This is a genomic window from Pseudomonas sp. MCal1 (assembly GCF_026341415.1).
Lineage (GTDB): Bacteria > Pseudomonadota > Gammaproteobacteria > Pseudomonadales > Pseudomonadaceae > Aquipseudomonas.
The window spans coordinates 342,532-365,777 of record NZ_JAKUMP010000001.1; the positions used below are offsets into that span (position 1 = coordinate 342,532).

Annotated in this window: 20 protein-coding genes and 2 pseudogenes; 12 read left to right on the plus strand and 10 right to left on the minus strand. The window is 63.0% G+C overall.

Annotated features, from left to right (window positions below):
- The first annotated feature begins 33 nt into the window (after nucleotides 1-33).
- The 4 genes and pseudogenes from MKZ87_RS01565 to MKZ87_RS01580 all read left to right on the plus strand — a co-directional run.
- A complete protein-coding gene (locus tag MKZ87_RS01565; protein ID WP_227232771.1) occupies nucleotides 34-807 on the plus strand; it encodes an ABC transporter permease in 774 nt (257 codons plus the stop codon).
- A 5-nt stretch (nucleotides 808-812) separates the two neighbouring features.
- Nucleotides 813-1,022: pseudogene (locus MKZ87_RS01570) on the plus strand (ABC transporter ATP-binding protein); the annotation flags it as partial.
- Nucleotides 1,019-1,981 carry a HEAT repeat domain-containing protein gene (locus MKZ87_RS01575; protein WP_266200135.1) on the plus strand — a complete coding sequence of 321 codons (963 nt, stop codon included), beginning with the start codon at nucleotides 1,019-1,021 and terminating at the stop codon, nucleotides 1,979-1,981. The pseudogene MKZ87_RS01570 and the gene MKZ87_RS01575, both read left to right, overlap by 4 nt.
- Nucleotides 1,978-2,247: pseudogene (locus MKZ87_RS01580) on the plus strand (DUF971 domain-containing protein); the annotation flags it as partial. The gene MKZ87_RS01575 and the pseudogene MKZ87_RS01580, both read left to right, overlap by 4 nt.
- A 7-nt stretch (nucleotides 2,248-2,254) precedes the next feature.
- Here the strand turns inward: MKZ87_RS01580 and MKZ87_RS01585 are convergent.
- The 3 genes from MKZ87_RS01585 to MKZ87_RS01595 all read right to left on the minus strand — a co-directional run bounded on the left by MKZ87_RS01585 (nucleotide 2,255) and on the right by MKZ87_RS01595 (nucleotide 6,655).
- Entirely contained in the window at nucleotides 2,255-3,913 is a 1,659-nt protein-coding gene (locus MKZ87_RS01585; protein WP_085701867.1) for a phosphoethanolamine transferase, read from the minus strand.
- A gap of 160 nt (nucleotides 3,914-4,073) precedes the next feature.
- The gene (locus tag MKZ87_RS01590; protein ID WP_234205458.1) at nucleotides 4,074-4,811 is read right to left on the minus strand and encodes a TorF family putative porin; all 738 of its coding nucleotides are present in this window, start codon (nucleotides 4,809-4,811) and stop codon (nucleotides 4,074-4,076) included.
- Nucleotides 4,812-4,900: 89 nt separating this feature from the next.
- Nucleotides 4,901-6,655: an amidohydrolase gene (locus MKZ87_RS01595; protein ID WP_227232768.1), complete on the minus strand. Its 1,755-nt coding sequence runs from the start codon at nucleotides 6,653-6,655 to the stop codon at nucleotides 4,901-4,903.
- Nucleotides 6,656-6,758: 103 nt separating this feature from the next.
- Here MKZ87_RS01595 and MKZ87_RS01600 point away from each other — a divergent pair, with 103 nt between their 5' ends.
- The 8 genes from MKZ87_RS01600 to MKZ87_RS01635 all read left to right on the plus strand — a co-directional run bounded on the left by MKZ87_RS01600 (nucleotide 6,759) and on the right by MKZ87_RS01635 (nucleotide 15,643).
- Nucleotides 6,759-7,676 (plus strand): LysR family transcriptional regulator, encoded by a 918-nt coding sequence (locus MKZ87_RS01600; RefSeq protein ID WP_266200137.1) that lies wholly within the window; start codon nucleotides 6,759-6,761, stop codon nucleotides 7,674-7,676.
- A 202-nt stretch (nucleotides 7,677-7,878) separates the two neighbouring features.
- A complete protein-coding gene (gene lexA / locus MKZ87_RS01605; RefSeq protein WP_085695893.1) occupies nucleotides 7,879-8,496 on the plus strand; it encodes a transcriptional repressor LexA in 618 nt (205 codons plus the stop codon).
- Complete coding sequence (imuA, locus tag MKZ87_RS01610) at nucleotides 8,496-9,113, plus strand: translesion DNA synthesis-associated protein ImuA (protein WP_085695894.1); 618 nt, start codon at nucleotides 8,496-8,498, stop codon at nucleotides 9,111-9,113. Before lexA ends, imuA begins: the two co-directional genes overlap by 1 nt.
- A 7-nt stretch (nucleotides 9,114-9,120) precedes the next feature.
- Nucleotides 9,121-10,536 (plus strand): Y-family DNA polymerase, encoded by a 1,416-nt coding sequence (locus MKZ87_RS01615; protein WP_266200138.1) that lies wholly within the window; start codon nucleotides 9,121-9,123, stop codon nucleotides 10,534-10,536.
- Nucleotides 10,512-13,610, plus strand: a complete 3,099-nt coding sequence (locus tag MKZ87_RS01620) for an error-prone DNA polymerase (protein WP_266200139.1) — start codon at nucleotides 10,512-10,514, stop codon at nucleotides 13,608-13,610. The genes MKZ87_RS01615 and MKZ87_RS01620 overlap by 25 nt, the downstream gene beginning before the upstream one ends.
- Nucleotides 13,611-13,908: 298 nt before the next feature.
- A complete protein-coding gene (locus MKZ87_RS01625) occupies nucleotides 13,909-14,595 on the plus strand; it encodes a CsgG/HfaB family protein (protein WP_176247708.1) in 687 nt (228 codons plus the stop codon).
- 29 nt (nucleotides 14,596-14,624) lie between these two features.
- Nucleotides 14,625-14,987, plus strand: a complete 363-nt coding sequence (locus MKZ87_RS01630; RefSeq protein WP_085695897.1) for a DUF4810 domain-containing protein — start codon at nucleotides 14,625-14,627, stop codon at nucleotides 14,985-14,987.
- The gene (locus tag MKZ87_RS01635) at nucleotides 14,984-15,643 is read left to right on the plus strand and encodes a DUF799 domain-containing protein (protein ID WP_085695898.1); all 660 of its coding nucleotides are present in this window, start codon (nucleotides 14,984-14,986) and stop codon (nucleotides 15,641-15,643) included. The genes MKZ87_RS01630 and MKZ87_RS01635 overlap by 4 nt, the downstream gene beginning before the upstream one ends.
- A 187-nt stretch (nucleotides 15,644-15,830) precedes the next feature.
- Here MKZ87_RS01635 and MKZ87_RS01640 read toward each other — a convergent pair whose 3' ends face one another.
- The 7 genes from MKZ87_RS01640 to MKZ87_RS01670 all read right to left on the minus strand — a co-directional run bounded on the left by MKZ87_RS01640 (nucleotide 15,831) and on the right by MKZ87_RS01670 (nucleotide 23,182).
- The gene (locus MKZ87_RS01640) at nucleotides 15,831-16,490 is read right to left on the minus strand and encodes a flavin reductase family protein (protein WP_085695899.1); all 660 of its coding nucleotides are present in this window, start codon (nucleotides 16,488-16,490) and stop codon (nucleotides 15,831-15,833) included.
- Nucleotides 16,491-16,501: 11 nt separating this feature from the next.
- Nucleotides 16,502-17,989, minus strand: coding sequence for an amidohydrolase family protein (locus tag MKZ87_RS01645; protein WP_266200140.1), 1,488 nt, complete (start codon nucleotides 17,987-17,989; stop codon nucleotides 16,502-16,504).
- The gene (locus MKZ87_RS01650; RefSeq protein ID WP_227232761.1) at nucleotides 17,986-19,182 is read right to left on the minus strand and encodes an amidohydrolase family protein; all 1,197 of its coding nucleotides are present in this window, start codon (nucleotides 19,180-19,182) and stop codon (nucleotides 17,986-17,988) included. The genes MKZ87_RS01645 and MKZ87_RS01650 overlap by 4 nt, the downstream gene beginning before the upstream one ends.
- Nucleotides 19,183-19,321: 139 nt before the next feature.
- Nucleotides 19,322-20,374 carry an extracellular solute-binding protein gene (locus MKZ87_RS01655; protein ID WP_266200141.1) on the minus strand — a complete coding sequence of 351 codons (1,053 nt, stop codon included), beginning with the start codon at nucleotides 20,372-20,374 and terminating at the stop codon, nucleotides 19,322-19,324.
- Between the two features lie 18 nt (nucleotides 20,375-20,392).
- Nucleotides 20,393-21,181, minus strand: a complete 789-nt coding sequence (locus MKZ87_RS01660) for an ABC transporter permease (protein WP_085695903.1) — start codon at nucleotides 21,179-21,181, stop codon at nucleotides 20,393-20,395.
- Nucleotides 21,178-22,095 carry an ABC transporter permease gene (locus MKZ87_RS01665; protein WP_085695904.1) on the minus strand — a complete coding sequence of 306 codons (918 nt, stop codon included), beginning with the start codon at nucleotides 22,093-22,095 and terminating at the stop codon, nucleotides 21,178-21,180. The genes MKZ87_RS01660 and MKZ87_RS01665 overlap by 4 nt, the downstream gene beginning before the upstream one ends.
- Before the next feature lies 1 nt (nucleotide 22,096).
- Complete coding sequence (locus MKZ87_RS01670; RefSeq protein WP_266200142.1) at nucleotides 22,097-23,182, minus strand: ABC transporter ATP-binding protein; 1,086 nt, start codon at nucleotides 23,180-23,182, stop codon at nucleotides 22,097-22,099.
- Between the last annotated feature and the right edge of the window lie 64 nt (nucleotides 23,183-23,246).

Consider the following 23,246-nt stretch of genomic DNA (forward strand, 5'->3'; position numbering starts at 1 on the left):
CACGCAGAGCGTGGGAACGATCAGAGGTGATATATGTTTTCACGCTGGATCCCCCGAGCCGCCTCACTGCTGCTCTGCCTGCTCTTCTGGCAACTCGCCGCCAGCCATCACTGGAACCTCGGCCTCGTCACCTTCGCCAACGTCCCGACCCCGTTGGCCGTGATCGAAGCCGCCCTCGGCCTCGGCGACTCCGGAAAGCTCATCCAGCACCTGAGCGCCAGCCTCGGCCGGGTCTTCGCGGGCTACCTCGCCGCTATGGTGGCCGGCATCGCCCTGGGCCTGGCCATCGGCCGTTCCAGGTGGGCCGAAGACCTGCTGCTACCACCCCTGGAAGTGCTGCGCCCGATCCCCGCCGTCGCCTGGATTCCACTGGCGATCCTGATGTTCCCGTCGTCTGAACTGTCGATGGTGTTCATCACCTTCACCGGCGCGCTGTTCCCGATCCTGCTCAACACCGTGCACGGCGTCGAAGGCGTCGACCCGCGCCTGATCGCCTCGGCCAAAAGCCTTGGCGCCGCGCGCCGGGCGATCCTGCTGGAAGTGATTCTGCCGGGCGCCGCGCCGAGCATCATCACCGGCCTCGCCATCGGCATGGGCACCTCGTGGTTCTGTCTGGTGACTGCCGAAATGATCTCCGGCCAGTTCGGCATCGGTTACTACACCTGGGAGTCCTACACCATTCAGAACTACGCCGACATCGTGGTCGGCATGTTGCTGATCGGCGTGTTGGGCATGGGCAGCAGCCTGCTGATCAAACGCCTGGGCGGGCTGTTCACGCCCTGGCATCGACCACGAGGGAAAGCCTGATGAGCGTGATGCAAACCCCGGATGGGCGGATCCTTGAAGACCTGCGCCTGGATTTCCCCCGGCCACGCACCACTGAACTGGTGACCAGCCATGCGTTCTCGCGCCTCAAGCGCCACTGCCTCGACCTGCTGCGCCACGACAACGACCGACCGCTGCCGCGCCTCAATCCGCTCGGCTTGCCTCCTGAAAACCCCTTGCCGAGATTTGCCCTATGACCTCATTTTTTGCGGTGACCGATAACGACGACATTCTCGCCCTGCAACCGCGTCTGACGGCCGATGACGCCGGGGTACGGCGGATTGCCCTGATCGACCTGGCCGACCTCGAAGAACCGGACGGTCTGCTCTGGCTGGTCGAGCGCCTGGCCGAAGACCCTGCCGAAGAAGTGCGTGCCGAAGCGGCGCGCCTGTTGGAGGCCTGGGAAGATGAGCCGGTGGTTGAAGCGCTGTGCCAGGCGCTGACGGATCCGTCGCCGGCGGTGCAGGCCGCTGCGGCGCAGAGCCTGAGCCTGCTCAAGACCGAAGCGGCGGGCCGGGTGATTCTGCCGTGGACCGCCCATGTCGAAACCGGCGTGCGGATTGCCGCGTTCCGGGCCTTGCGTGAGTTGCGTTTCCCCGGCGCTGCGTCGGCCGCGATTCAGGCGCTGAACGATGCCGATGCCAGTGTCCGCCGCGAAGCTGTCGGGGTGCTCGGCTGGCTCAAGCAGCTCGACGCACTGCCGGGCCTGGCCCGCTTGGCGAGTGATGACCCGGACACCGAAGTACGTCGCGCCGCCACCGGCGCCCTGGGCCTGGCGAGTGATGCCGAGGTGCTGCCCGCGTTGCGTCAGGCCTTGCAGGATCAGGCCTGGCAAGTACGCGAAGAAGCCGCAACCACCCTTGGCAAGGTCGGCCATACAGATGCGGGCCCGGCGCTGATCGAAGCCCTGGATGACGATTACTGGCAGGTTCGTCTGCGCGCGACCCGCAGCCTCGGCCGTTTGCGCTATGTGCCGGCACTCGATGCCCTGATCGACACCCTCGGCCATCGCATCAGCAACCTGCGCAAGGAAGCCGCGCTGGCCCTCGGCGAATTGAATGATCGCGGGGCGGTGGCGGCATTGCAGGCCGCGCAGGACGACGGCGACCCGGAAGTGCGCAAAGCCGTGCGGATTGCCTTGAGTCAGCTGCAATGAATCCGCTGTCGGTCGGCAATTCCCGACGTGAGCACCGGTTACGGCTGAGCTGGCCGGATGGCCGCGAGCAGCTGCTGGACCATGCCGAACTGCGCCGCCAATGCCCGTGCTCGCAATGCCGGGCGTTTCGCCTGCGGGGCTCGCCGCCAATGATTGACCCGCGTGTGCGGGTCATCGAATTGAACGCTCAGGGGTACGGTCTGCAACTGGTGTTCAGCGACGGCCATCAACGCGGGATTTACCCGTGGGCCTATCTGGCGCAGCTGGAGGGGATCACTGTCCCGCCGTCATTGCCGGCCGACAACCATGGAAAATGTCCAGCCCAGGCTGATACAGCGACGTCCTGACCTCGAACAACCCCAGCACTGAGTGAAACAGATTGTCATGGCTCAGATCCGATTGGCTGCTTTTGCCTTGCAGGCAGCCACGGTCGATGCCGAGTTGCGCCAGGGTGTTGTTGCCGAACCACATCACCATCGGCACATGGGTCTGCGCTTCCGGCGCCAGCGCATAAGGCGCGGCGTGCAGGTACAGACCGTTCTCGCCCAGCGATTCGCCATGGTCGGAGACGTACAGCATCGACGTATCGAGGTGATCCTGATTGCGTTTGAGCAGTTCGATTACCTTGGCCAGGAAATGGTCGGTGTAGAGGATCGTGTTGTCGTAGACGTTGACCAGTTCGTCACGGCTGCAACTGCCCAGCTGGTTGGTGTGGCAGATCGGTTTGAAGCGCTCCATGTCCTTGGGGTAGCGCTCGTAGTATTCCGGGCCGTGGCTGCCGTCGGCGTGCAGGACGATGATCGCGTTGCCCTTGAGGCTGTCGATGTAGCCTTGCAGGTCGGCCAGCAGTGCTTCGTCGAGGCAGTTGTTGCCGTCGCAGAACGGTCCCGGCTGGTTCTTCGCGATGTCGCGGTTCGGCACGCGCAGGCAGGTGCCCTTGCAGTCGCTGTTGTTGTCCAGCCACAGCACCTGCACGCCGGCCCGTTGCAGGATGTCGAGCAGGCCTTCGTAGGTTTTGCCTTTCTTGTCGCTGTAGTCCTCGCGCGGGAACATCGAGAACATGCACGGCACCGACACCGCCGTCGAAGTGCCGCAGGAATGCACTTGGGTGAAATTGAGGATGTCGAGTTTGCTCAGCTGCGGATTGGTCTCGCGCTCGTAACCGTTAAGCGAGAAATGGTCGGCCCGGGCGGTTTCGCCCACTACGAACACCATCAGCGATTTCTTCTCGCGACTGGCTGCCTTGGCGCTCATTACCGCGTCTTCGCCGATGGCCTGCACCACGAAATGCTTTTTGATCCCCAGCCGTTGCTTGGTGTATTTGCTGATCGCGTAGATGTAGTTGGTCGGGTTGATGAAGTGGGTGAGCTTGTCTTCCTCGCGAAAGATCGGCGCGTAGGTCGAATAGAACGCGCCCACCGAAGCGCCGATCACCAACACGCAAGCCGCTATCACCAGCACCTTGTTCAGCAAGCCCCGAAAGAACGGTCGATAAACCACCGGCCAGCGCCAGATCAGCACGGCCGGCAACACGCCGAGCAACAGCACATAAGCCAGCAGTTTGCCGCTGAACAGCGCGGTGGCTTCCTCGGGATTGGTTTCGAACACGTTCTGGATCATCACCGTGTCGATGGTGATCCCGTATTCGTTCATGAAATACGCCGCGCAGGCCGAGAGCAGGGCCACCAGCGTCAGCGCCGGTTTCAGCGTCCAGCGAAACGACACCAGGGTCAGCAGCAGCGTGATCGCCGCCCAGAGAAACAGCCCGAAGGACGCGAAAAACGCCAGTTTCTGTGCACCTTGCAGGGTAATCAGTGTTCCCAGCGCCTTCCAGGTCGCCAGGTTGTACAGCGCCACCAGTGCCAGCGAAAACAGCAGCACCAGCCGGGTCGGAGTGATGGACGGTAAACGCAGTCCTTTGCCCAAAGCCATTTCGATACTTTCCTCTACGTCAGTCGGAACCCATGCGGTTACGCGCGTAACTGTAGAAGGGCGTTGGTAAAAATTCCGTAAACATCCAGTAACAAAATCACGCTGAGTGCAAAAAATGTGGGGCCAGCGATCTGGTCCCCCACCAGAGTTTTGCGTTCGGTCAGAAAGATTTGCTGACGCTGGCGACGACCGTCGCCGTGCACACGTCCTTGAAGCCCCAACTGCTCAGGCACTGGCTCTGCGAGAGATCGGTGTCGATGTAGCTCAGACCCAGCACCACGCCGGCCAGGTTGTGGGTCAGTTTGACTTCCCACTCCCGGTAGGACTCATCGCTGTGTCCGGACGCCGAATACATATGCGGGTCCTTGAAGTCCATGTTGCCGTAGCGCAGTTTCAGCCCGGAATCGAACGGCAATCCGGTTTCATAGCCGATGTAGCTGTAGAGCGAGCTCTGTTTGCTGTCGATGCCCGGCGCGTCACTGGAGTAATACGCCGCGAGTTTCACGCCGTAAGCGCTGAGAATCGAGTACACCTCGCTCTGGTTGAACTGGCTCTCCTTGGGGTACGCGTATTTGATGTAGCCCAGATCCAGACTCACGGCTTCGGTCGCCTGCCACAGCCAGCCGGCGTAGTAGTCGACTTCCTGACGGGTTTTCAGGCCACCGCCGAAATCGACGTTCGAACTCCACGCGCCCAGGTACAGGCCGCTGCTGTGGGCCAGGGTCAGACCGGCCTGCACGGCGGGATCGTTCTGGGTCTGGGAGATGCCGCGGGTGCGGTAATCACTGGCCAGGGTCAGGTCGACCAGCACCGCAAAATCATCGTTCAGGGCAATTGCGTGGCTGCTCAGGGGCAGCAGGCTCAAGGAAGTGAGGGCGAACAGGGGCAAGGCTTTCATGTGAAGTCCCGTTGTTGTGGTTGTTATGGGGCAGAAAGAGAAAACTTGTGGGAGCGAGCAAGCTCGCTCCCACAGGAGAACAGTTGTTGTCATTGAGCGGCGGTATAGACCTGACGGCCGGCGAACCAGGTTTGCAGGACCTGGGTGTCATGCAGGGCTTTGTCATCGACGCTGAACACGTCGCGATCGAGCACGATGAAATCGGCCTGTTTGCCGGGGCTCAGCGAGCCGATCTGTTGTTCCAGGCCGATGGTCCGCGCGGCGTTGGCGGTGTAGGCGTAGAACATGGTTTCGCGGTCCAGGCGTTCGTCGGCGTTGAGCACGCCCAGCGGCCCGGTGCGGGTGATGGCCTGGGCCATGGCGTTCCACGGGTTTGGCGAGGACACCGGCCAGTCGCTGGCACCGGCAATCGTCGCGCCCTGCTTGAGCAGCGAATGTGCCGGGTATTGATAGCGGAAGGCGAGGGCGCTGACGTAAGGCTTGATCATGTCGGTGGTGTAGTCGTCGGCGCTGGCCCAGAGCAGTTGCATCGAGGCGATCACGTTCAGCGGCTTGAAACGGGCGAACTCCTTCGGGTTGACCATTTGCAGGTGGGTGATCGAATGCGTCACGCCACTCTGCCGGTCCTTGCGCGCCTGGGCGATGCCGTTCAGTGATTCGCGCACGGCACGGTCGCCGATGGCGTGGATGTGCACCAGCCAGCCGCGCTGGTCGATGGCGCTGACCAGTTCGCCGAAGTGCTGCGGATCGATCAGCAGTTCGCCCTGTTTGTGCGAGTTGCTGTAGGGATCGATCATCGCCGCGCTCTGGGCCGGGTATTCGATCACACCGTCAGCGAAGATCTTGATCCCCGGCAGCGTCAGGTTGGGGATGCCCTGGAACTGCCGACGAACCTTGTCGAGGGTGTCGAGATCGGCCGGGACGCTTTTCGAGTTGGCCACCAGCAGCGCGGCGACGTGGGCGGTCATGCCGCCGCTTTCCGACAGGGCTTTGTAGGCCGGCAATACGCCGACGGTTTTCTCGGTGGGCTTGAGGGCGAACACCGGCTCGCCCGGCGCGGCGTTGGCGGCGGGGTCCATCCACGCGGTGATGCCGAGGCTGTTGTTGAAACGCACCGCCGATTGCGCAGCCTTGAGCAGGTCGGCCGGGCTCGGCGCCGGTATTTTCGAGGCGACGCGATCCCAGCCGGCATCGACCACAAAACCGTTCGGCTCACCGCTGGGCAGTTTGCCGATGGTGTCTTTTTCCGCGTCCGGCAGGGTTTTCAACAGCGCGGCGTCGATCCCCGCACGCTTGAGCATCACGTTGTTGGCCCATGCGGTGTGGTGATCGCTGCCGGTGAACACCACCGGCACGTCGGCCCATTCGCCATGGTTGAAGAGGTTGCCCAGCGCTTCAGCCCTGGCCCAGTACGCCGAACTCATGCCGGCCACACTCAATACGTCGCCATGCCGGGCCTTGCCGTCGTCACGCCAGTCGCGCAGGCGTTTTTCCAGTTCATCCAGACCGACCACTTCGTCTTCCATGTTGGCCGAGACCATTTCCAGTCCGCCGAAAATCGCGTGGGAGTGGCTGTCGATCAGGCCGGGCATCAGCGTCTGGCCTTTCAGGTCGATCACTTGGGTGCCGGGTTCGATCAAGGCCTTGATCTGCGCATCGCTGCCGACTTTCAACACTTTGCCGTTCTCCACGGCCAGCGCCTGAGCCTTCGGTTGAGCGCGGTCGGCGGTGAAAATCTTGCCATTGAGCAGCACCAGATCGGTCGCGGCCATGGCTTCCATCGAGGCAAAACTCACCGCGGCGATCAGCACGTTTTTTGCGAAATGCGGGATGAATCTTTTCATTGAACATTTCCGTGTTATTGCGTCTGATGGCCAGATTAGTGGCTGCCAACGCCCGACAGAACGCCTCCCTCACGAAAAACGTTTTTGCCTGAATGGAAAAAGCATGGACAAGCTGGGTGCACTGAAAATGTTTGTGGTCACCGCGCAGCTCGGCAGTTTCAGCCGCGCTGCCGAGCAACTGGGCAAGACCCCGTCGGCCCTGACCAAAGCGGTCAATCATCTGGAATCCGAGCTCGGCGCGCGGCTGTTCGAGCGCAGCACGCGGCGGATACTGCTGACTGAAATCGGCCGGCTCTATCTGGAAACCGCACGCCTGGTGCTGCAACGGCTGGACGAGGCCAGCGAGGAAATCGAGCAGTTGCAGCACGGCCTGCGCGGCAGCCTGAAAATCACTGCGCCGCTGGCTTACGGGCGGGCGTTTCTCGATCAGGTGTGCGACGGCTTTTTGCAGCAATACCCGCAGATCAGCCTGCAAGTGGATTTGTGCGATGAATTCGTCAATCTGCTGGAAAGCGGCTACGACCTGGCGCTGCGCGAAGGGCACGATGATTTGCCGGGGCTGATTGCCCGGGTGGTCGGCAGCAATCGGCTGGCGCTGTGTGGCAGCCCTGAATACCTGGCGCGCAAGGACTTGCCGGTCACACCGCAGACCCTCGATCAGCATGAGTGGCTGCTGTATCGGCATCCGTTGCTCAGCCGCGAATTCTGGTGGGCCGAGCGCGACGGTCAGCGCCTGAGCCTGGCGCAGCCGGCGGCACCGTTGTTGCGCAGTGACAATTACGATTTGCTGCTGGCCAGCGCTCTCGCCGGACGCGGTTTGTTGCATACGCCGCTGTGGAGCGCCGCGCCGTATATCGCCGACGGGCGACTGGTGCGGGTCATGGCCGATTACGAGATCGACCCGGACAGTTTTGGCCCGCACATTCTGGCGGTGTACCCGAGCCATCGGCGGGCGACGGCCAAGGTTATGGCGTTTATCGACTACATCGCAGGGTTTCTGGCGGAGCGGGGGTTGAGCTGACGGAGAGATCGTTCCCACGTCGAGGCGCCGAACCGTCCGCTTTGATCGTTCCCACGCTCTGCGTGGGAATGCCTCTAGGGACGCTCTGCGTCCAGTGACGCGGAGCGTCACGGGCTGCATTCCCACGCAGAGCGTGGGAACGATCATCAGTAGGTTTGAGCTGACTGGCGGTGCTTGTCAGGAAATTCCCACAAGAGTACAAATGTACTCCATGACAAATCTGACTCCCCGCCGTACCGCCATCCTGACCTTTATCCGCGAACGCATCGCCGAACACGGTCAGCCCCCAAGCCTCGCTGAAATCAGCGAGGCTTTTGGTTTTGCCTCCCGCAGCGTGGCGCGCAAGCATGTGCTGGCGCTCACCGAAGCCGGGTTTATCGAGGTCAATCCGCATCAGGCCCGGGGCATTCGCCTGCTCGGGCAGCCGGCGCGGCCGGAACTGCTCGAAGTCCCGGTACTCGGCCGGGTCGCTGCCGGTGCCCCCATCGGCGCCGATGCCGACCTGCACAATCGGCTGATGCTCGACCCCGCACTGTTCTCCCGCACGCCCGACTACATGCTGCGGGTGCAGGGCGATTCGATGATCGAGGACGGCATTCTCGACGGCGATCTGGTCGGCGTACGCCGCAACCCCGAGGCGCTCAACGGCCAGATCGTGGTGGCGCGACTCGACGGTGAAGTCACCATCAAACGCTTCGAGCGGATCGGCGATGAGGTTCGCCTGTTGCCGCGCAACCCGGCGTACCAGCCGATTGTGGTGCGGGCCGATCAGGATCTGGCCATCGAAGGGGTGTTCTGCGGTCTGGTGAGGCAAGGCTGATGGGTGCCGTCGTTGCGCTGGATACGCTGTTCAATGGCGGCCAGGTCTGGAAGGGCCGGCCTGCGCCACCCACCGCCAGCCCGCAACCCACCGGGCACGCGGCGCTGGATGCGGCCTTGCCCAGTGGCGGCTGGCCGGAAGCGGCGCTGAGCGAAATCCTCCTGGCCGGGCCCGGCGTTGGCGAACTGCAACTGGTGTGGCCGACGTTGGCGCGGCTGTCGGCAGCGGGCGAACGCATCGTGCTGGTGGCGCCGCCGTTCGTGCCATACCCGCAGGCGTGGGCCAATGCCGGGGTCGATCTGCGCCAGTTGTCGGTGATCCAGGCCAGTGAACGCGATGCCTTGTGGGCGGCGGAACAATGCCTGCGCTCGGGCAGTTGCGGCGCGGTGCTGTGCTGGCCGCACAAGGCCGATGACCGCGCCTTGCGCCGTTTGCAGGTGGCGGCGGAAACCGGCCAGACCCTGGCGTTCGCGTGGCGCCCCTTGAGCGAAGCGGTCAACCCGTCGCCGGCCGCGCTGCGCATTGCCATCGATGCCCGCCCGGCGCAATTGCGCGTGCTCAAGTGCCGGGGCGGTCTGGCGCGCAGCGCACCGATCGCCTTCGCCGTGGGGCATTGAGGTCGCCATGCGCTGGGTTTGCATTCTGTTCCCGCAATTGGCCCTCGACGCCGTGCTGCGTCAGCGCCCCGATCCCGAACAACCCCTGGCGTTGCTCAGCGGCCCGGCCCAGCGCCGGGTGCTGCAAGCGGTCAACCCGGCGGCGCGGGCGCTGGGCTTGCGTCCGGGGCAGTCGATGACCGCCGCGCAGGCCATGAGCAAAGGATTCGCCACCGTCGATTACGATTCGGCCGAGGTCGAGCACTGGCAGCAGTTTCTCGCCGCCTGGGCCTATCGTTTCAGCGCCCAGGTCAGCGTGCATTACCCGCGCACCGTGGTATTCGAGATCGAATCGAGCCTGGGGCTGTTCGGTTCCTGGGCGCAGTTCGAAGCACGGTTGCGCACGGAGCTGTCCGAGCTGGGCTTTCGTCACCGGATCGTCGCCGCGCCCAACCCGGTAGCGGCGCGAATACTGGCCAACGCCTACGACGGATTGGTGGTGCCCGACGGTGAAGCCTTGCGCCACCACCTCGGGCAATTGCCGGTCGACCGTATCGGGCTGGAACCGAGCGTGGCCACGGCGCTGTCGCGCATGGGCCTGCGCAACCTTCATCAGGTGCAGAACCTGCCGCGTCAGGCCCTGGCCCGGCGTTTCGAGGCGCCGATGCTCAAGCATCTGGACACGCTGTTCGGCGCACGGCCGCTGGCGCTGGCTTTCTATCTGCCGCCGGACCGTTTCGACGTGCGGATCGAACTCAATTTCGACGTGCAATCCCATCAGGCGCTGCTGTTTCCATTGCGCCGCCTGACGTCCGATCTGGCGGCGTTTTTGTGCGGGCGCGACAGCGGCGTGCAGCGCTTCGATCTGCATCTGGAACATGCGGGGCTGCCGGATACGCTGATCAAGGTCGGTCTGCTCAGCGCCGAGCGCGATCCGGCGATGCTCTTTGAACTGGCCCGTGGCCGACTGGAGCAGGTGCAGGTCGAAGCCCCGGTGCGCGGCTTTCGTCTGCGCGCCGAGGATCTGCCGAGTTTCGTGCCGCAGTTTCAGGAACTGTTCGACGACCGACCGCAGCAGACCTTGCCCTGGGAGCAACTGCGCGAACGCCTGCGCGCGCGGCTGGGGGATGAGGCGGTCCAGGGCCTGCGCTTTCAGGCCGATCACCGTCCGGAATGCGCGTGGCAGAACGCCGACGACAAACAGCGTTGCCCTGCATTGCCGGGCGTGCAGCGTCCGGGCTGGTTGTTGGGTGAGCCGCAGTGCGTGCCCGAAGGTTCGGCGCGCATTCTCATGGGCCCGGAACGGATCGAGTCCGGCTGGTGGGACGGTGATGACGTGCGCCGTGATTATTACCTGATCCAGAACCGCGCCGGCCAGCAAGGCTGGGCGTACCGGACAGTGGGTGAGGGCGGCCCGTTGTGGCTGCAAGGCTGGTTCGCGTGAATCAGGGTTATGCCGAGCTGCACTGCCTGTCGAACTTCAGTTTCCAGCGCGGTGCGTCCAGTGCGCTGGAGCTGTTTCAACGTGCAAAAAAACACGGCTATCAGGCGCTGGCGATCACTGATGAGTGCACGCTGGCCGGAATTGTCCGTGCCTGGCAGGCAGCGAAGTCGGTTGAGTTGCCGCTGATCATCGGCAGCGAAATCCGCATCGAGAACGGCCCGAAACTGGTGGTGCTGGTCGAGAACATCGAGGGTTATCAGGCGCTGTGCGGCTTGATCACTCAGGCCCGAAGGCGCATGCAGAAAGGCCAGTATCAAGTGCTGCGCGAGGACTTCAGCGAGTCATTGCCGGGATTGCGGGTGCTGTGGGTGCCGGATACGGTCGATGACGTGGAAGAGGGCCGCTGGCTGAAGCAGACCTTCGGTGAACGGCTGTGGCTGGCCGTGCAGTTGCATCGAGGGCAGAACGATCAGCAACGGCTGGCCGCACTGCTGAGTCTGGCGGATGAATTGCAGATTCCAGCGGTGGCCAGTGGCGATGTGCACATGCACGCCCGTGGCCGGCGGGCCTTGCAGGACACCATGACTGCGATCCGCCACCACGTCCCGGTGGCCGAGGCCGGGTTGCGTCTGCATCCCAACGGCGAGCGGCATTTGCGCAGCCTCGATGTGTTGCGCGAGTTGTATCCGCAGACCTTGCTGGACGAATCGGTGAAACTGGCCCGGCGCTGCACGTTCGATTTGAGCCAATTGCGTTATCAGTATCCGAAAGAGCTGGTGCCCGATGGACACTCGGGTCGTTCCTGGCTGCGACAGTTGACTAAACAGGGCATCGCCTGGCGCTGGGAAAACGGCGCGCCCTTCAAGGTGCTGAGGCAGATCAACAAGGAACTGAAGCTGATCGCCGAACTCGGCTACGAAAGCTACTTCCTCACCGTGCACGACGTGGTGCGCTTCGCCCGCAAGCAGAAAATCCTTTGCCAGGGCCGGGGTTCGGCGGCCAACTCGGCGGTGTGTTTTGCCTTGGGCATCACCGAGATCGATCCGGATCGCACCACGCTGCTGTTCGAGCGTTTCATGTCGAGAGAGCGCAACGAGCCGCCGGACATCGACGTGGATTTCGAGCACGAACGCCGGGAAGAAGTCCTGCAATACGTGTTTCGTCGTTATGGTCGCCGTCGTGCGGCGCTGACGGCGGTGGTCAGCACTTACCACGCCAGCGGCGCGATCCGCGATGTGGCCAAGGCGCTGGGCTTGCCGCCGGACCAGATCAATGCGCTGGCCGACTGCTGCGGCCACTGGAGCGATGAAACGCCGCCCGTGGAGCGCCTACGCGAAGGCGGTTTCGACCCCGAAAGTCCGCTGCTGCACCGGGTGCTGAGCCTGACCGGGCAACTGATCGGCTTCCCCCGACACCTGTCGCAGCACCCCGGTGGTTTCGTGATTTCCGAGCAACCGCTGGACACGCTGGTGCCGGTGGAAAACGCCGCCATGGCCGACCGCACGATCATTCAGTGGGACAAGGACGACCTCGATGCGGTCGGGCTGCTCAAGGTGGATATCCTTGCCCTCGGCATGCTCAGTGCGATTCGTCGCTGTTTCGATCTGCTGCGCCGTCATCGTCATAAGGATCTGAGCCTGGCGACCATCCCGGCTGACGACCGCCCGACCTACGACATGATCAGCCGCGCCGACACCATCGGCGTGTTCCAGATCGAGTCCCGGGCGCAGATGTCGATGCTGCCACGTCTGCGCCCGCAAACTTTCTACGATCTGGTGATCGAAGTGGCCATTGTCCGGCCGGGGCCGATCCAGGGCGGGATGGTCCATCCGTATCTGCGTCGCCGGAACGAGGAAGAAGAGGAGACCTATCCGTCACCGGAGCTGGAAGTGGTGCTCAAACGCACCCTCGGCGTGCCGCTGTTTCAGGAACAGGTGATGCAGATCGCGATTGTCGCCGCCGATTACAGCCCCGGCGAGGCCGACCAGTTGCGCCGCTCCATGGCGGCGTGGAAACGCCACGGCGGGCTGGAACCGCACAAGGAACGGCTGGCCGCCGGCATGAAGAAAAACGGCTACAGCCCGGAATTCGCCGCGCAGATCTTCGAACAGATCAAGGGCTTCGGCAGTTACGGCTTTCCCGAGTCCCACGCCGCCAGTTTTGCCTTGCTGACCTATGCCAGCTGCTGGCTCAAGTGCCACGAACCGGCGGCGTTCGCCTGTGCGCTGATCAACAGCTGGCCGATGGGTTTCTACAGCCCGGATCAGATTCTTCAGGACGCGCGCCGGCATCATTTGCAGATCCGCCCGGTGGACGTGCGCGCCAGTGACTGGGATTGCAGTCTGGAGCCGATTGCCGGCGAGCAACCGGCGATTCGCATGGGTTTGCGGATGATCAAGGGCTTTCGCGAAGAGGATGCGCGGAACATTGAAAGCGCTCGGGCGAGGGGCGCGTTTGCCGATGTCGCCGATCTGGGCGAGCGCGCCGGGCTCGACAGTCGCGCTCAGGCGCTACTGGCGGATGCCGGCGCGCTGCGCGGCCTGGCCGGTCATCGCCATCGGGCACGATGGGAAGTGGCCGGGGTGCAGAAACAGCTTGGACTGTTTGCCGGGTTGCCGAGTCAGGAGGAGCCGGATGTGCTGCTGCCGACGCCGAGTGTCAGCGAAGACCTGTTCACCGATTACGCCACCCTCGGCACCACGCTGGGGCCGCACCCGTTGACGTTGTTGCGCGACGAGTTGCGGGCGCGGCGCTGCCGCAGCTCCCGGGAGTTGCTGGAGGTCGAGCATGGCCGGCCGGTCAGCGTGGCGGGGCTGGTGACCGGTCGCCAGAGGCCGGGCACCGCCAGTGGCGTGACGTTCGTGACCCTGGAGGACGAGTTCGGCAACGTCAACGTGGTGGTCTGGCGCGATCTGGCCGAGCGCCAGCGTCAGGTGCTTGTGGGCTCGCAATTGCTCAAGGTCGATGGCCGCTGGGAACGGGAAGGCGAGGTGCGGCATCTGATCGCCGGACGCTTGAGCGACCTCAGTCCGTTGCTCAACGGGATTCGGGTGCAAAGCCGCGATTTCCACTGACGGCAACTGGTTGATTAGTGATCGTTCCCACGCTCCGCGTGGGAATGCCGCCATGGACGCTCCGCGTCCACTGTGACGCAGAGCGTCACGGTATGCATTCCCACGCGGACGGTTCGACGCCTCGACGTGGGAACGCTCGGTCGCTGACGGCAGCTGATCGCTTCAAAAGCCAATTTGCTGACGTCAAAAAAACCTGTCCTCACTGATGGCACTTTGGCATAATGCCGCCCCTTTCCCGATCCCCCACGACTTCGCCGTGCCGGGACACATCGATTTTCAGAAGGAATGCAAAGTGAGAATGATCTCCCGGATGTTGGTCTCAGGTATTGCGATTGCCGTCCTCGGCACCCTGGCCGGCTCGCTCGCCGGTTGCGCCACCGAAAGCTCCCGCGCACTGCCGGTGGCCAAGGTGGAAAGCGCCGCCCAGGCCTGGTCCGGCGTGCGTATCCCGATGGCCGTGGGCAAGTTCGACAACCGTTCGAGCTACATGCGCGGAATCTTCTCCGACGGCGTAGACCGTCTCGGCGGCCAGGCCAAGACCATCCTGATCACCCACTTGCAGCAGACCAACCGTTTCTCCGTGCTCGACCGCGACAACATGGGTGAAATCCAGCAGGAGGCGGCGATCAAGGGCCAGGCCCAGCGTCTGAAAGGCGCCGATTACGTCGTGACCGGTGACGTCACCGAGTTCGGCCGCAAAGAGACCGGCGATCATCAACTGTTCGGCATTCTCGGCCGTGGCAAGACCCAGGTTGCCTACGCCAAGGTCAACCTGAACATCGTCAACATCAGCACCTCCGAAGTGGTGTATTCGACCCAGGGCGCCGGCGAATACGCCTTGTCCAACCGCGAAATCATCGGCTTCGGCGGCACCGCTGCCTACGACTCCACCCTCAACGGCAAAGTCCTCGATCTGGCCATGCGCGAGGCGATCAATCGCCTGGTCGATGGCATGAACGCCGGCGCCTGGAAACCGGGCAACTGATAGACGCCCATCGCAAGGAGCAACACACCATGAATCTGTCCCTGTCCCGGTCGCTGATGGCCCTGGCTGCCGGCGCGCTGCTGGCTGGTTGCAGCAGCCCGCAAACCCTGTACCAGTGGGAAGGCTACCAGCCACAAGTCTACGAATACTTCAAAAGCGAAACGCCGAAAGAGGCCCAGGCCGAAGCGCTGGAAGCCGATCTGCAAAAGATCCGCGCCAGTGGCAAGCCGGTACCGCCGGGTTACCACGCACACCTTGGTCTGCTGTACCTGAGCATGGGCAAGGACGATCAGATGGTGCAGCAATTGCGCACCGAGAAGACCCTGTTCCCCGAGTCCGGCACGTACATGGACTTTCTGCTTAAAAACGCCAAGACCGGAGATGCGCAATGATCTCGCGTGCCTTGAAAGGGCTGGCCGCAGGCCTGGCGCTGACCGTTCTGGGTGGCTGCGTTGCACCTAAAACCGTGGACTACTCGGCGTACAAGCAAGCGCGGCCGAAATCCATTCTGGTACTGCCGCCGCTGAACACCTCGCCGGACGTCAAGGCGTCCTATAGCCTGTTGTCGCAAGTGACTTTTCCGCTGGCCGAGGCCGGTTACTACGTGCTGCCGATCACGTTGGTCGACGAGACGTTCCGCCAGAACGGCCTGACTACGCCGGATGACATCCATGCGGCACCGGCCAACAAGCTGCAGGAAATCTTCGGTGCCGACGCGGCGCTGTACATCACCGTCAGCGAGTACGGCACGCGTTACATGGTGATCAGCAGCGAAACTGCCGTCACCGCGAGCGCCAAACTGGTGGACCTGAAAACCGGCGTCACCCTGTGGACCGGTGCGGCCCGGGCGTCGAGCGAAGAGGGCGGCAACAACAGCGGTGGCGGCCTGATCGGCGCGCTGATCACCGCAGCGGTGAAGCAGATCATCAACAGCTCAACCGATGCCGGCTACCCGATTGCCGGTGTGGCCAGCAATCGACTGCTGTCGGCCGGACATCCGGCGGGCCTGCTGTACGGGCCACGGTCGCCGAAGTACGGCACTGACTGATCGACCTGTTTCGCACTGATCGTTCCCACGCTCTGCGGCTGCTCGGGATCGTTCCCACGCTCTGCGTGGGAATGCCGCCATGGACGCTCCGCGTCCACTGTGACGCAGAGCGTCACGGTATGCATTCCCACGCGGACGGTTCGACGCCTCGACGTGGGAATGATCAGCACCTCGGTGGGCCGCTGTTTTATCTGGCGGGCCAAAACCGCTCGCCACCTCCCGGTGCCTCCGTCCACGCTTGCAACGAGCGGGTCGGCAAATCGAAGTAATCCCGGGTCCGCGCATAACCATGGCCGCCCATGCGTCCGATCGCATCCAGCCCCAATTGATCGATGTACAGGGTTTTCGGGTCGATCAACTCGTCGCGCACATGCGCCATCAACACCTCGCCAAAAATGATCTCCCGCGACTGGCCGATGTTCAGCGCCATCATCCGCCGACATTCCAGCGCCACTGGCGCTTCGCCGATTCGCGGGCATTTGACCGAGGTGCCGGGAATTGCCGTCAGGCCCGCTGCGGTCAACTCATCGAAGCCCGGCGCGAACGGCACGGCACAGACGTTCATGGCTTCCACCAATGCGTCGCTGACGATGTTGACGGTGAATTCCTGATTCATCTGGATATTGCGCGTGGTGTCCTTGGGACTCTGGTCGCCATAGTTCTCCACGCCGAGCGCAAGAATGGGCGGATCCGCCGACAGCGCATTGAAGAAGCTGAACGGCGCCGCATTGACCCGGCCTTCGCCGTCGATGGTGGTAACCAGTGCAATCGGGCGCGGCACCACGCTGCCGATCAGAATCTTGTACTTTTCCCGTGGGCTCAGTTGGCTGAAATCGAAGCTGTGCATGGCAGTGTTCTCTAAAGAAGTGGATCGATGGCGCTCAACGGCGCTTCGGCGCTGTAGTCGTCGGCGAACGGTATGGCCGGCTGGAACAGGGTTTTCCAGTCCGGTCGGCCAAAGGCCCGGTCGCTGTGGCTGCGCATCAGTTTTTCGTATTGGCGCTGGGCCTGACGTTGCAGCGTGGGGTAGTCGACGCCGTTGACCTGACCGTCGTGCATCACGCAGCGACCGTCGATGAAACTGGCGATGCAGTCGTCGCCGCGTCCGGCCAGCAGCAGGTTTTTCAGTGGATCGAATAACGGGCCCAGGTGCAGTCCGCGCAGGTTGAACACGGTGATATCCGCCTTGGCGCCGGGTGCCAGGCGACCGAGGTCATCACGGCCCAAGGCCTTGGCACCGCCGAGGGTGGCGGCGTTGTACAGATCGAGGCAGCTGGTCAGCGTGGGCCCGCCCTCCATCAACCGGGCGATATTCAGTCCGTGGCGCATGTTTGCCAGCAAGTCCGCCGGCCAGGTGTCGGTGCCAAGGGCAAAGTTGATGCCCTTGGCGCGATAACGGCCGAACGAGTTCAGTGCCTCGCCGTCACGGGCGAACACCAGCGGGCAGTGCACCAGACTCGCGCCGCCGTCGATGACCCGTTGCAGATCGTCATCGCCCGAGGTGTAGATGCCGTGGGGTAACAGACTGCGCGGAGTGAGCAGGTCGAGTTGCTGCAACCAGCCCAGCGGCGTGGTGCCGCGCAACTGTTCGACCATCGCCACTTCGCCAGGCGCCTGACAACAATGCAGACGCATCGGTGCATTCAGCTCGCGGCTCAATGCAGACGTACGTTGCAGCAGTGCCGGGGTGCAGGTCTGGATGCGATCCGGCAGCAACGTACCGCGAATCAACCCCGCATGCGCACCATCGAAATCCTTGAAGAACCGTTCGGCCGCGTCCAGCCCGGCCAGCCCCCGAGCCTCATCCCAGTGGTGGGCGAGGCTGCCGTCGGCACGCCAGTAACTCATGCCGCTCATGTAGCAGGGGCCGAGGTACGTGCGCAGCCCCAGTTCGCCCGCCACGTCGGCGACAGCGGCAAACTCGTCGTAGGTCTCCGCCCATTCGCGGTAGTACATCGAGGTGATTGGCATCGCCGTGGTGATGCCGTTGCGGATCAACTGCGTAAAGGCGTAGCGGTACTTGAAGACTTCTTCTTCCGGGCTGAACGACTCACGCGGGCCGCTCGCCAGGTACTCCGCCGACCACATGCGGCCCATGGCGCGTTCGTCGCCGTTGTCCAGGGTCAGTACCGTGGAATCGAGATCGCCGAGGGCATCGAGGTCAATGAACCCGGGCCCGATCAGCGCATTGCCGTAATCGATCCACTGATCCAACGGCTCTTGATAACCGCGCCCGACAAATTCGATGCGCGAGCCGGCAAATACCACTTCGCCGTCGCGCCACAGCACATGCTGCGTGCCGTCGAAACCGACCACGCAAGCGGCCTTGAGGCCGATCCGTTTCACAGACGGCTGCCCAGCAAGCGACCGCCGCTGGCGATCAGTTCGCCGCCGCGATACACCTGACGCACTGGCCGCGCGACGACAGCCTCGCCGAGGGTTTCGACCGGCATCAGCAGAAAGTCCGCAGGCTTGCCGATGGCGAAGCCGTAACCCTCGATCCCCAATGCGCGCGCTCCGTTCACCGTTGCCGCGTCGAATGCCGCCGCCAGTTCATCGTCCTTGCCCAGGTCGAAACGGAACGCCAGCAACATCGCTCGTTCGAGCATGTCGCCATTGCCCATCGGCGACCACGCATCGCGGATGCCGTCGGAGCCGAGACACACGTTGACACCGGTTTCACGCAGCGCCAGAAACGGCGGCACCGCGCAATCGGCCGGCGCCGAACTCATCAGCGAAATCCCCAGCGCCGCGAGGCGTTCGGCAACGGGTTTGACCTGGCTCCAAGGCAACATGCCCAGGCAATAGGCATGGCTGATCATCACCCGGTTCTGCAGGTTGAAGCGCTCGGTGTAATCGGCGATCCGGGCGATCTGCCACAGACCCAGTTCGCCTTTGTCGTGCAGGTGAATGTCGACGCCACGCTGAAAGTCGCGGGCCAGGTTGAACACGAAATCCAGTTGTGCAATCGGGTCGTTGTCGATGCCGCAGGGGTCGAGTCCGCCGACGTTTTCCACGCCCAGGGCCATGGCTTCGCGCATCAGTTCCGCGGTGCCGGGGCGGCTGATCAGGCCGGTTTGCGGGAAGACCACCAGTTGCAGGTCGATCAGGTCGTTGTAGGTTTCGCGCAGTTGTTGCATGGCCTCGACGTGACGCAAGCCGAATTCCGGGTCGATGTCGACGTGGCAACGCATCGTCAGCGAACCCCGGGCGATGCAGTTTTCCAACAGCGCACCGGCCCGTTCGGCAATCGGCGCTTTCACTTCGCGCAACACGCGGCGTTCGTTGCTGATGTAATCCTTGAGCGTCGGGCCCGCGCTGTTCGGGCGCCAGGGCTGGCCGTACAGGGTCTTGTCGAGGTGGACGTGGCTTTCCACCAGCGGGGCGGTCAGGAGCTGGTTCTGGCCGTCGATGTCGGTGGCAGCCAATGGAGCATTGGAGGCCGGGCGGCGCTGGGTGAACTTGCCGTTTTCGATCAGCAGGTCTTCGGCGGGGGCGCCGTAGGGGCGGATGTTTCTGAGCCAGCGGGGATGGGACATTGCATACCTCTGTTTCTATGTTGTCTGGGCGGGCCTCATCGCTGGCAAGCCAGCTCCCACATTGGAACTGTGAGCGCCACCGATCCTTGTGGGAGCGAGCTTGCTCGCGATGGCCGCAACTGGGTCTTGAGTCAGGCGATCAACCCTTGAGCTTCGACCAGATCCGATCCTGCAGCTCCCGCGCCTTGTTGCTGCATTCCTTCTCCGGCCGCAGCCGCGAGGCGTATTCCTCGGGCATGTTGATCGCGTCCATGACCTTCCATTTCGCATCCAGCAACTGATCGCTCTGAATCCCGTTGGCATAGGCAATCGCGTTGGACACGGCCGCCGCGTTCTCGGGCTTCATCATCCAGTCGATAAAGATCTTCGCGTTGCCCGGATGCGGCGCGCTTTTAGGTACGGCGAAGTTGTCCTGGAACATCGCCAGGCCTTCTTTCGGGTACACGTATTTGATCGTGCTCTTCTGCAAGGTGGCGCGGGCGGTCGAGCCGTTCCAGTTCTGCATCATGATCACTTCGCCCGACGCCATGCGGTCGACGGTGTTGTCGGAGCTGTACATCTTCAAAAACGGTTTCTGCTTTTGCAGCAGTTCGAGGATGCGCTTGGCGTCCTGCGGGTTTTCCGTGCATTCGTCGACGTTCAGGTAATGGCTGGCGGCATTGATCACGCTGCTGGAGGTGTCGAGGGCGGCGAGTTGGCCTTGCAGTTCCTTGCGCGGTTCGAAGAACTCTTTCCACGAGTCGTCGAGCTTGCCGCCCGGCACCCGGGCGCTGTCATAGGAGAAACCGGTGGTGCCCCACAGATACGGCGCCGAATATTTGCGGCCCGGATCGAAGCTCGGATCGCGGAACGGCCCTTTGACGTACTGGAAGTTGTTCAGGGTCGGAGCGTCGATTTCCAGCAGCAGATCCTGTTTGATCAGCGTCTGCATGATCGACTGCGACGGCACGATCACGTCATACGCCGCGCCGCCGGCCTGCAACTTGGCGAGCAGGGTTTCGTTGCTGTCGTAGCCGTCCATGGTGACTTTGATCCCGGTCTCCTTTTCGAATTTGGCCAGCAGGTCCACCGGGTAGTAATCGGTCCAGTTGTAGAAGAACAACTCCTTGGGCTCGGCGGCGTGGGCGCCGAACGCGGTGAAACAACTCAGGGCCAGACCGGAAATAGCCAGACGCATGCTTTTGCTTTTCATGAACAGAGCGCTCCAGGTTTATTGTTGTTTGCCGCGTTGGCCAAGCCAGAAGGCCAGCACCACGAGCACGATGGAAATCACCAGCATCAGGGTCGAGATCGCGTTGATCTCCGGCGTTACGCCGGCCTTGATCGCCGAGAAGATGTACACCGGCAAGGTGGTTGAACCGGGCCCGGCGACGAAGAAGGTCATGATGAAATCGTCGAGGCTGACCACGAATGCCAGCACCGAACCGGACAACACCGCCGGCCACAGCAGTGGCAGGGTCACGCGGCGGAACACCTGCCACGGATTGGCGTACAGGTCGTTGGCGGCTTCCAGCAGGCTCTTGTCCAGATCGTTGAGCCGTGCGCGGATCGGCAGGTAGGCGAACGGAATGCAGAAGCCGATGTGCGCGACGATCACTGTCATCAGCCCGAGCTTGATCCCCAGTGCCATGAACAGCAGCAGGGTGGCCACGGCAGTGACGATCTCCGGCAGGATCAGCGGCAGGTTGATCCCGCCCTCGACCATTTTCTGCCCGTAGAACGGCCGATAAGTCGCCAGCGCCGCCAGCAGTGCAATCGCCGTCGCGCACACCGTGGCGATGGTCGCGACGATGATCGAATTCAGCGCCGCGGTCTGGATCGACGGGTTGGCCAGGATCCGCCCGTACCAGGCGAACGAGAACTCGGTCCACACCGTTGCCGAGCGGTTGGCGTTGAAGCTGTAGACGATCAACACCAGGATCGGCACGTACAGATAGGCGAGGATCAGCAGGCTGATTTCCCGGGTCGCCGGGAGTTTTTTCAGGTGCAGAGAGATCATGCTTTCGCTCCCCGATTCAGGGTTTTCGCCGCGCTGCGGCTGTAGAGGGCGTAGAGCACCAGGGACAACAGCAGAATCCCCAGCAACAGGAACGACAGCGAACTGCCCAGCGGCCAGTTGCGCGCGGTGCCGAATTGCTGCTGGATCAGGTTGCCGATCATCAGGGTCTTGCCCCCGCCGAGAATCGCCGGGGTGATGAAGGCGCCGAGGCTCGGCACGAACACCAGCAACGCGCCGGCAATCACGCCGGGCATCGACAGCGGCAGGATGATCCGGCGCAGTGCGTGCCAGCGGTTGGCGCCCAGGTCATAAGCGGCTTCCACCAGACGCCAGTCGAGTTTTTCCAGGGTCGAGTAGATCGGCAGGATCATGAACGGCAGGAAGCTGTAGACCAGACCGACGCTGACCGCGAAGTCGTTGTAGAGCAGGGTGATGCCGCCGGCATTCGGGAACAGCGCGTTAAGGCTCTGGGCGACCCAGCCCTGTTCGCGCAGGATGATCAGCCACGCGTAGTTGCGGATCAGCAGGTTGGTCCAGAACGGAATGGTGATGAGCAACACCATCAGGTTGCGTCGGCGCGGGGTCAGGCTCGACATCCACAACGCCACCGGAAACCCGAACAGAAAGCACAACACGGTGGTGCCGCCGGCCTGGAACACCGAGCGCAACAGCGCCTGGGCGTAGACCCAGTTCAGTTCCAGCTCGCCGTCGAAACCTTCCTGGAAAAACAGCTGCACGTAACTCTGCAACTGCCATTGCGCCTGCCAGTCGACGCCGCCGTAGGTGTTGCGCGGCAGCAGGCTGATGTAACCCATGATCCCCAGCGGAATGGCGATCAGGGCGAGCAGGGTCAACACCACCGGGCTGAGCAACAGCGCGCGGTTGAGGGAGGGGGAAGTGCTGCTGACGCTCATCTCAGGCCTCCATCAACAGGCAGGCCTGGGGTGGCAGATGCACCGCCACGGGCTCACCGACTGTGCGACAGGCGCTCAAACCTTCGTTGTTTTCCCGCAGCATGACTTTGATGTCGTTGTTCAAACGGCACTGGTACAGCGTCGCGGTGCCGACATACAGCACGGCTTCGATCACCCCGCGCAAATGATGCGGCTGGTCCGCCGCGACCAGTTGCGAGCGCTCGGGCCGAAACGCCAGTTGTACGCTGCTGCCATTGACGCCTTGCGGCGGGCAGGGAATTTCCACCGGCATGCCGTTGGGCACGAAGAGGTTCTGGTTGTGCTCGCCACGCTTGAGCTGGCCGGGGAGGAAATTGATGTCGCCGATGAACTGGGCGACGAAGCGGTGCTGCGGGCGCTCGTAGATGTCGGTCGGGGTGCCGATCTGCAGGATCTTGCCGGCGGACATCACCGCGATCCGGTCGGACAGGGTCAGGGCTTCTTCCTGATCGTGGGTGACGAAGATGAAGGTGATGCCGGCTTCCTGCTGCACGCGCTTGAGTTCGACCTGCATCTCCTTTCGCAGCTTCAGATCCAGCGCCGACAGCGGCTCGTCGAGCAACAGCACTTTCGGTTTCGGCGCCAGGGCCCGGGCCAGAGCGACGCGTTGCTGCTGGCCGCCGGACAGTTCCGCCGGTTTGCGCCCGGCCAGGTGCTCCATCTGCACCAGCGCGAGCATTTCGTCGACCCGTCCTGGAATGGTCTTGCGATCAAGACCCTGCATCTCGAGGCCGAAGGCGATATTCTGCGCGACACTCATGTGCGGAAACAGCGCGTAACTCTGGAATACTGTGTTGACCCGACGCTTGAACGGCGGCAGGTGATTGACCGTTTCGCCCGCCAGACGGATCTCGCCGTCGCTGACGTGTTCGAAACCGGCGATGGTGCGCAGCAGGGTGGTCTTGCCGCAGCCCGAGGGGCCGAGGAGGGTGAAGAACTCGTTGTCGGCGATGTTCACCGACACGTTGTCGAGGGCTGGCGCCAGGCCAGGATCATCAGAATACCGCTTGGATACGTTACGCACTTCAATGGCTATTGGCTGACCCATAATGGTGCAATCCTCTAATTATTGTATGCAATATCTGAATGCAATTTAGAAATACCCGGATTAA

Excerpts from the sequence above, each read along its gene's own strand:
- MKZ87_RS01565 (WP_227232771.1), top strand. The coding sequence starts at position 34 with ATGTTTTCACGCTGGATCCCCCGAGCCGCCTCACTGCTGCTCTGCCTG.
- MKZ87_RS01575 (WP_266200135.1), top strand. The coding sequence starts at position 1,019 with ATGACCTCATTTTTTGCGGTGACCGATAACGACGACATTCTCGCCCTG.
- MKZ87_RS01585 (WP_085701867.1), bottom strand. The coding sequence starts at position 3,913 with ATGGCTTTGGGCAAAGGACTGCGTTTACCGTCCATCACTCCGACCCGG.
- MKZ87_RS01590 (WP_234205458.1), bottom strand. The coding sequence starts at position 4,811 with ATGAAAGCCTTGCCCCTGTTCGCCCTCACTTCCTTGAGCCTGCTGCCC.
- MKZ87_RS01595 (WP_227232768.1), bottom strand. The coding sequence starts at position 6,655 with ATGAAAAGATTCATCCCGCATTTCGCAAAAAACGTGCTGATCGCCGCG.
- MKZ87_RS01600 (WP_266200137.1), top strand. The coding sequence starts at position 6,759 with ATGGACAAGCTGGGTGCACTGAAAATGTTTGTGGTCACCGCGCAGCTC.
- lexA (WP_085695893.1), top strand. The coding sequence starts at position 7,879 with ATGTACTCCATGACAAATCTGACTCCCCGCCGTACCGCCATCCTGACC.
- imuA (WP_085695894.1), top strand. The coding sequence starts at position 8,496 with ATGGGTGCCGTCGTTGCGCTGGATACGCTGTTCAATGGCGGCCAGGTC.
- MKZ87_RS01615 (WP_266200138.1), top strand. The coding sequence starts at position 9,121 with ATGCGCTGGGTTTGCATTCTGTTCCCGCAATTGGCCCTCGACGCCGTG.
- MKZ87_RS01625 (WP_176247708.1), top strand. The coding sequence starts at position 13,909 with ATGATCTCCCGGATGTTGGTCTCAGGTATTGCGATTGCCGTCCTCGGC.
- MKZ87_RS01630 (WP_085695897.1), top strand. The coding sequence starts at position 14,625 with ATGAATCTGTCCCTGTCCCGGTCGCTGATGGCCCTGGCTGCCGGCGCG.
- MKZ87_RS01635 (WP_085695898.1), top strand. The coding sequence starts at position 14,984 with ATGATCTCGCGTGCCTTGAAAGGGCTGGCCGCAGGCCTGGCGCTGACC.
- MKZ87_RS01640 (WP_085695899.1), bottom strand. The coding sequence starts at position 16,490 with ATGCACAGCTTCGATTTCAGCCAACTGAGCCCACGGGAAAAGTACAAG.
- MKZ87_RS01650 (WP_227232761.1), bottom strand. The coding sequence starts at position 19,182 with ATGTCCCATCCCCGCTGGCTCAGAAACATCCGCCCCTACGGCGCCCCC.
- MKZ87_RS01655 (WP_266200141.1), bottom strand. The coding sequence starts at position 20,374 with ATGAAAAGCAAAAGCATGCGTCTGGCTATTTCCGGTCTGGCCCTGAGT.
- MKZ87_RS01660 (WP_085695903.1), bottom strand. The coding sequence starts at position 21,181 with ATGATCTCTCTGCACCTGAAAAAACTCCCGGCGACCCGGGAAATCAGC.
- MKZ87_RS01665 (WP_085695904.1), bottom strand. The coding sequence starts at position 22,095 with ATGAGCGTCAGCAGCACTTCCCCCTCCCTCAACCGCGCGCTGTTGCTC.
- MKZ87_RS01670 (WP_266200142.1), bottom strand. The coding sequence starts at position 23,182 with ATGGGTCAGCCAATAGCCATTGAAGTGCGTAACGTATCCAAGCGGTAT.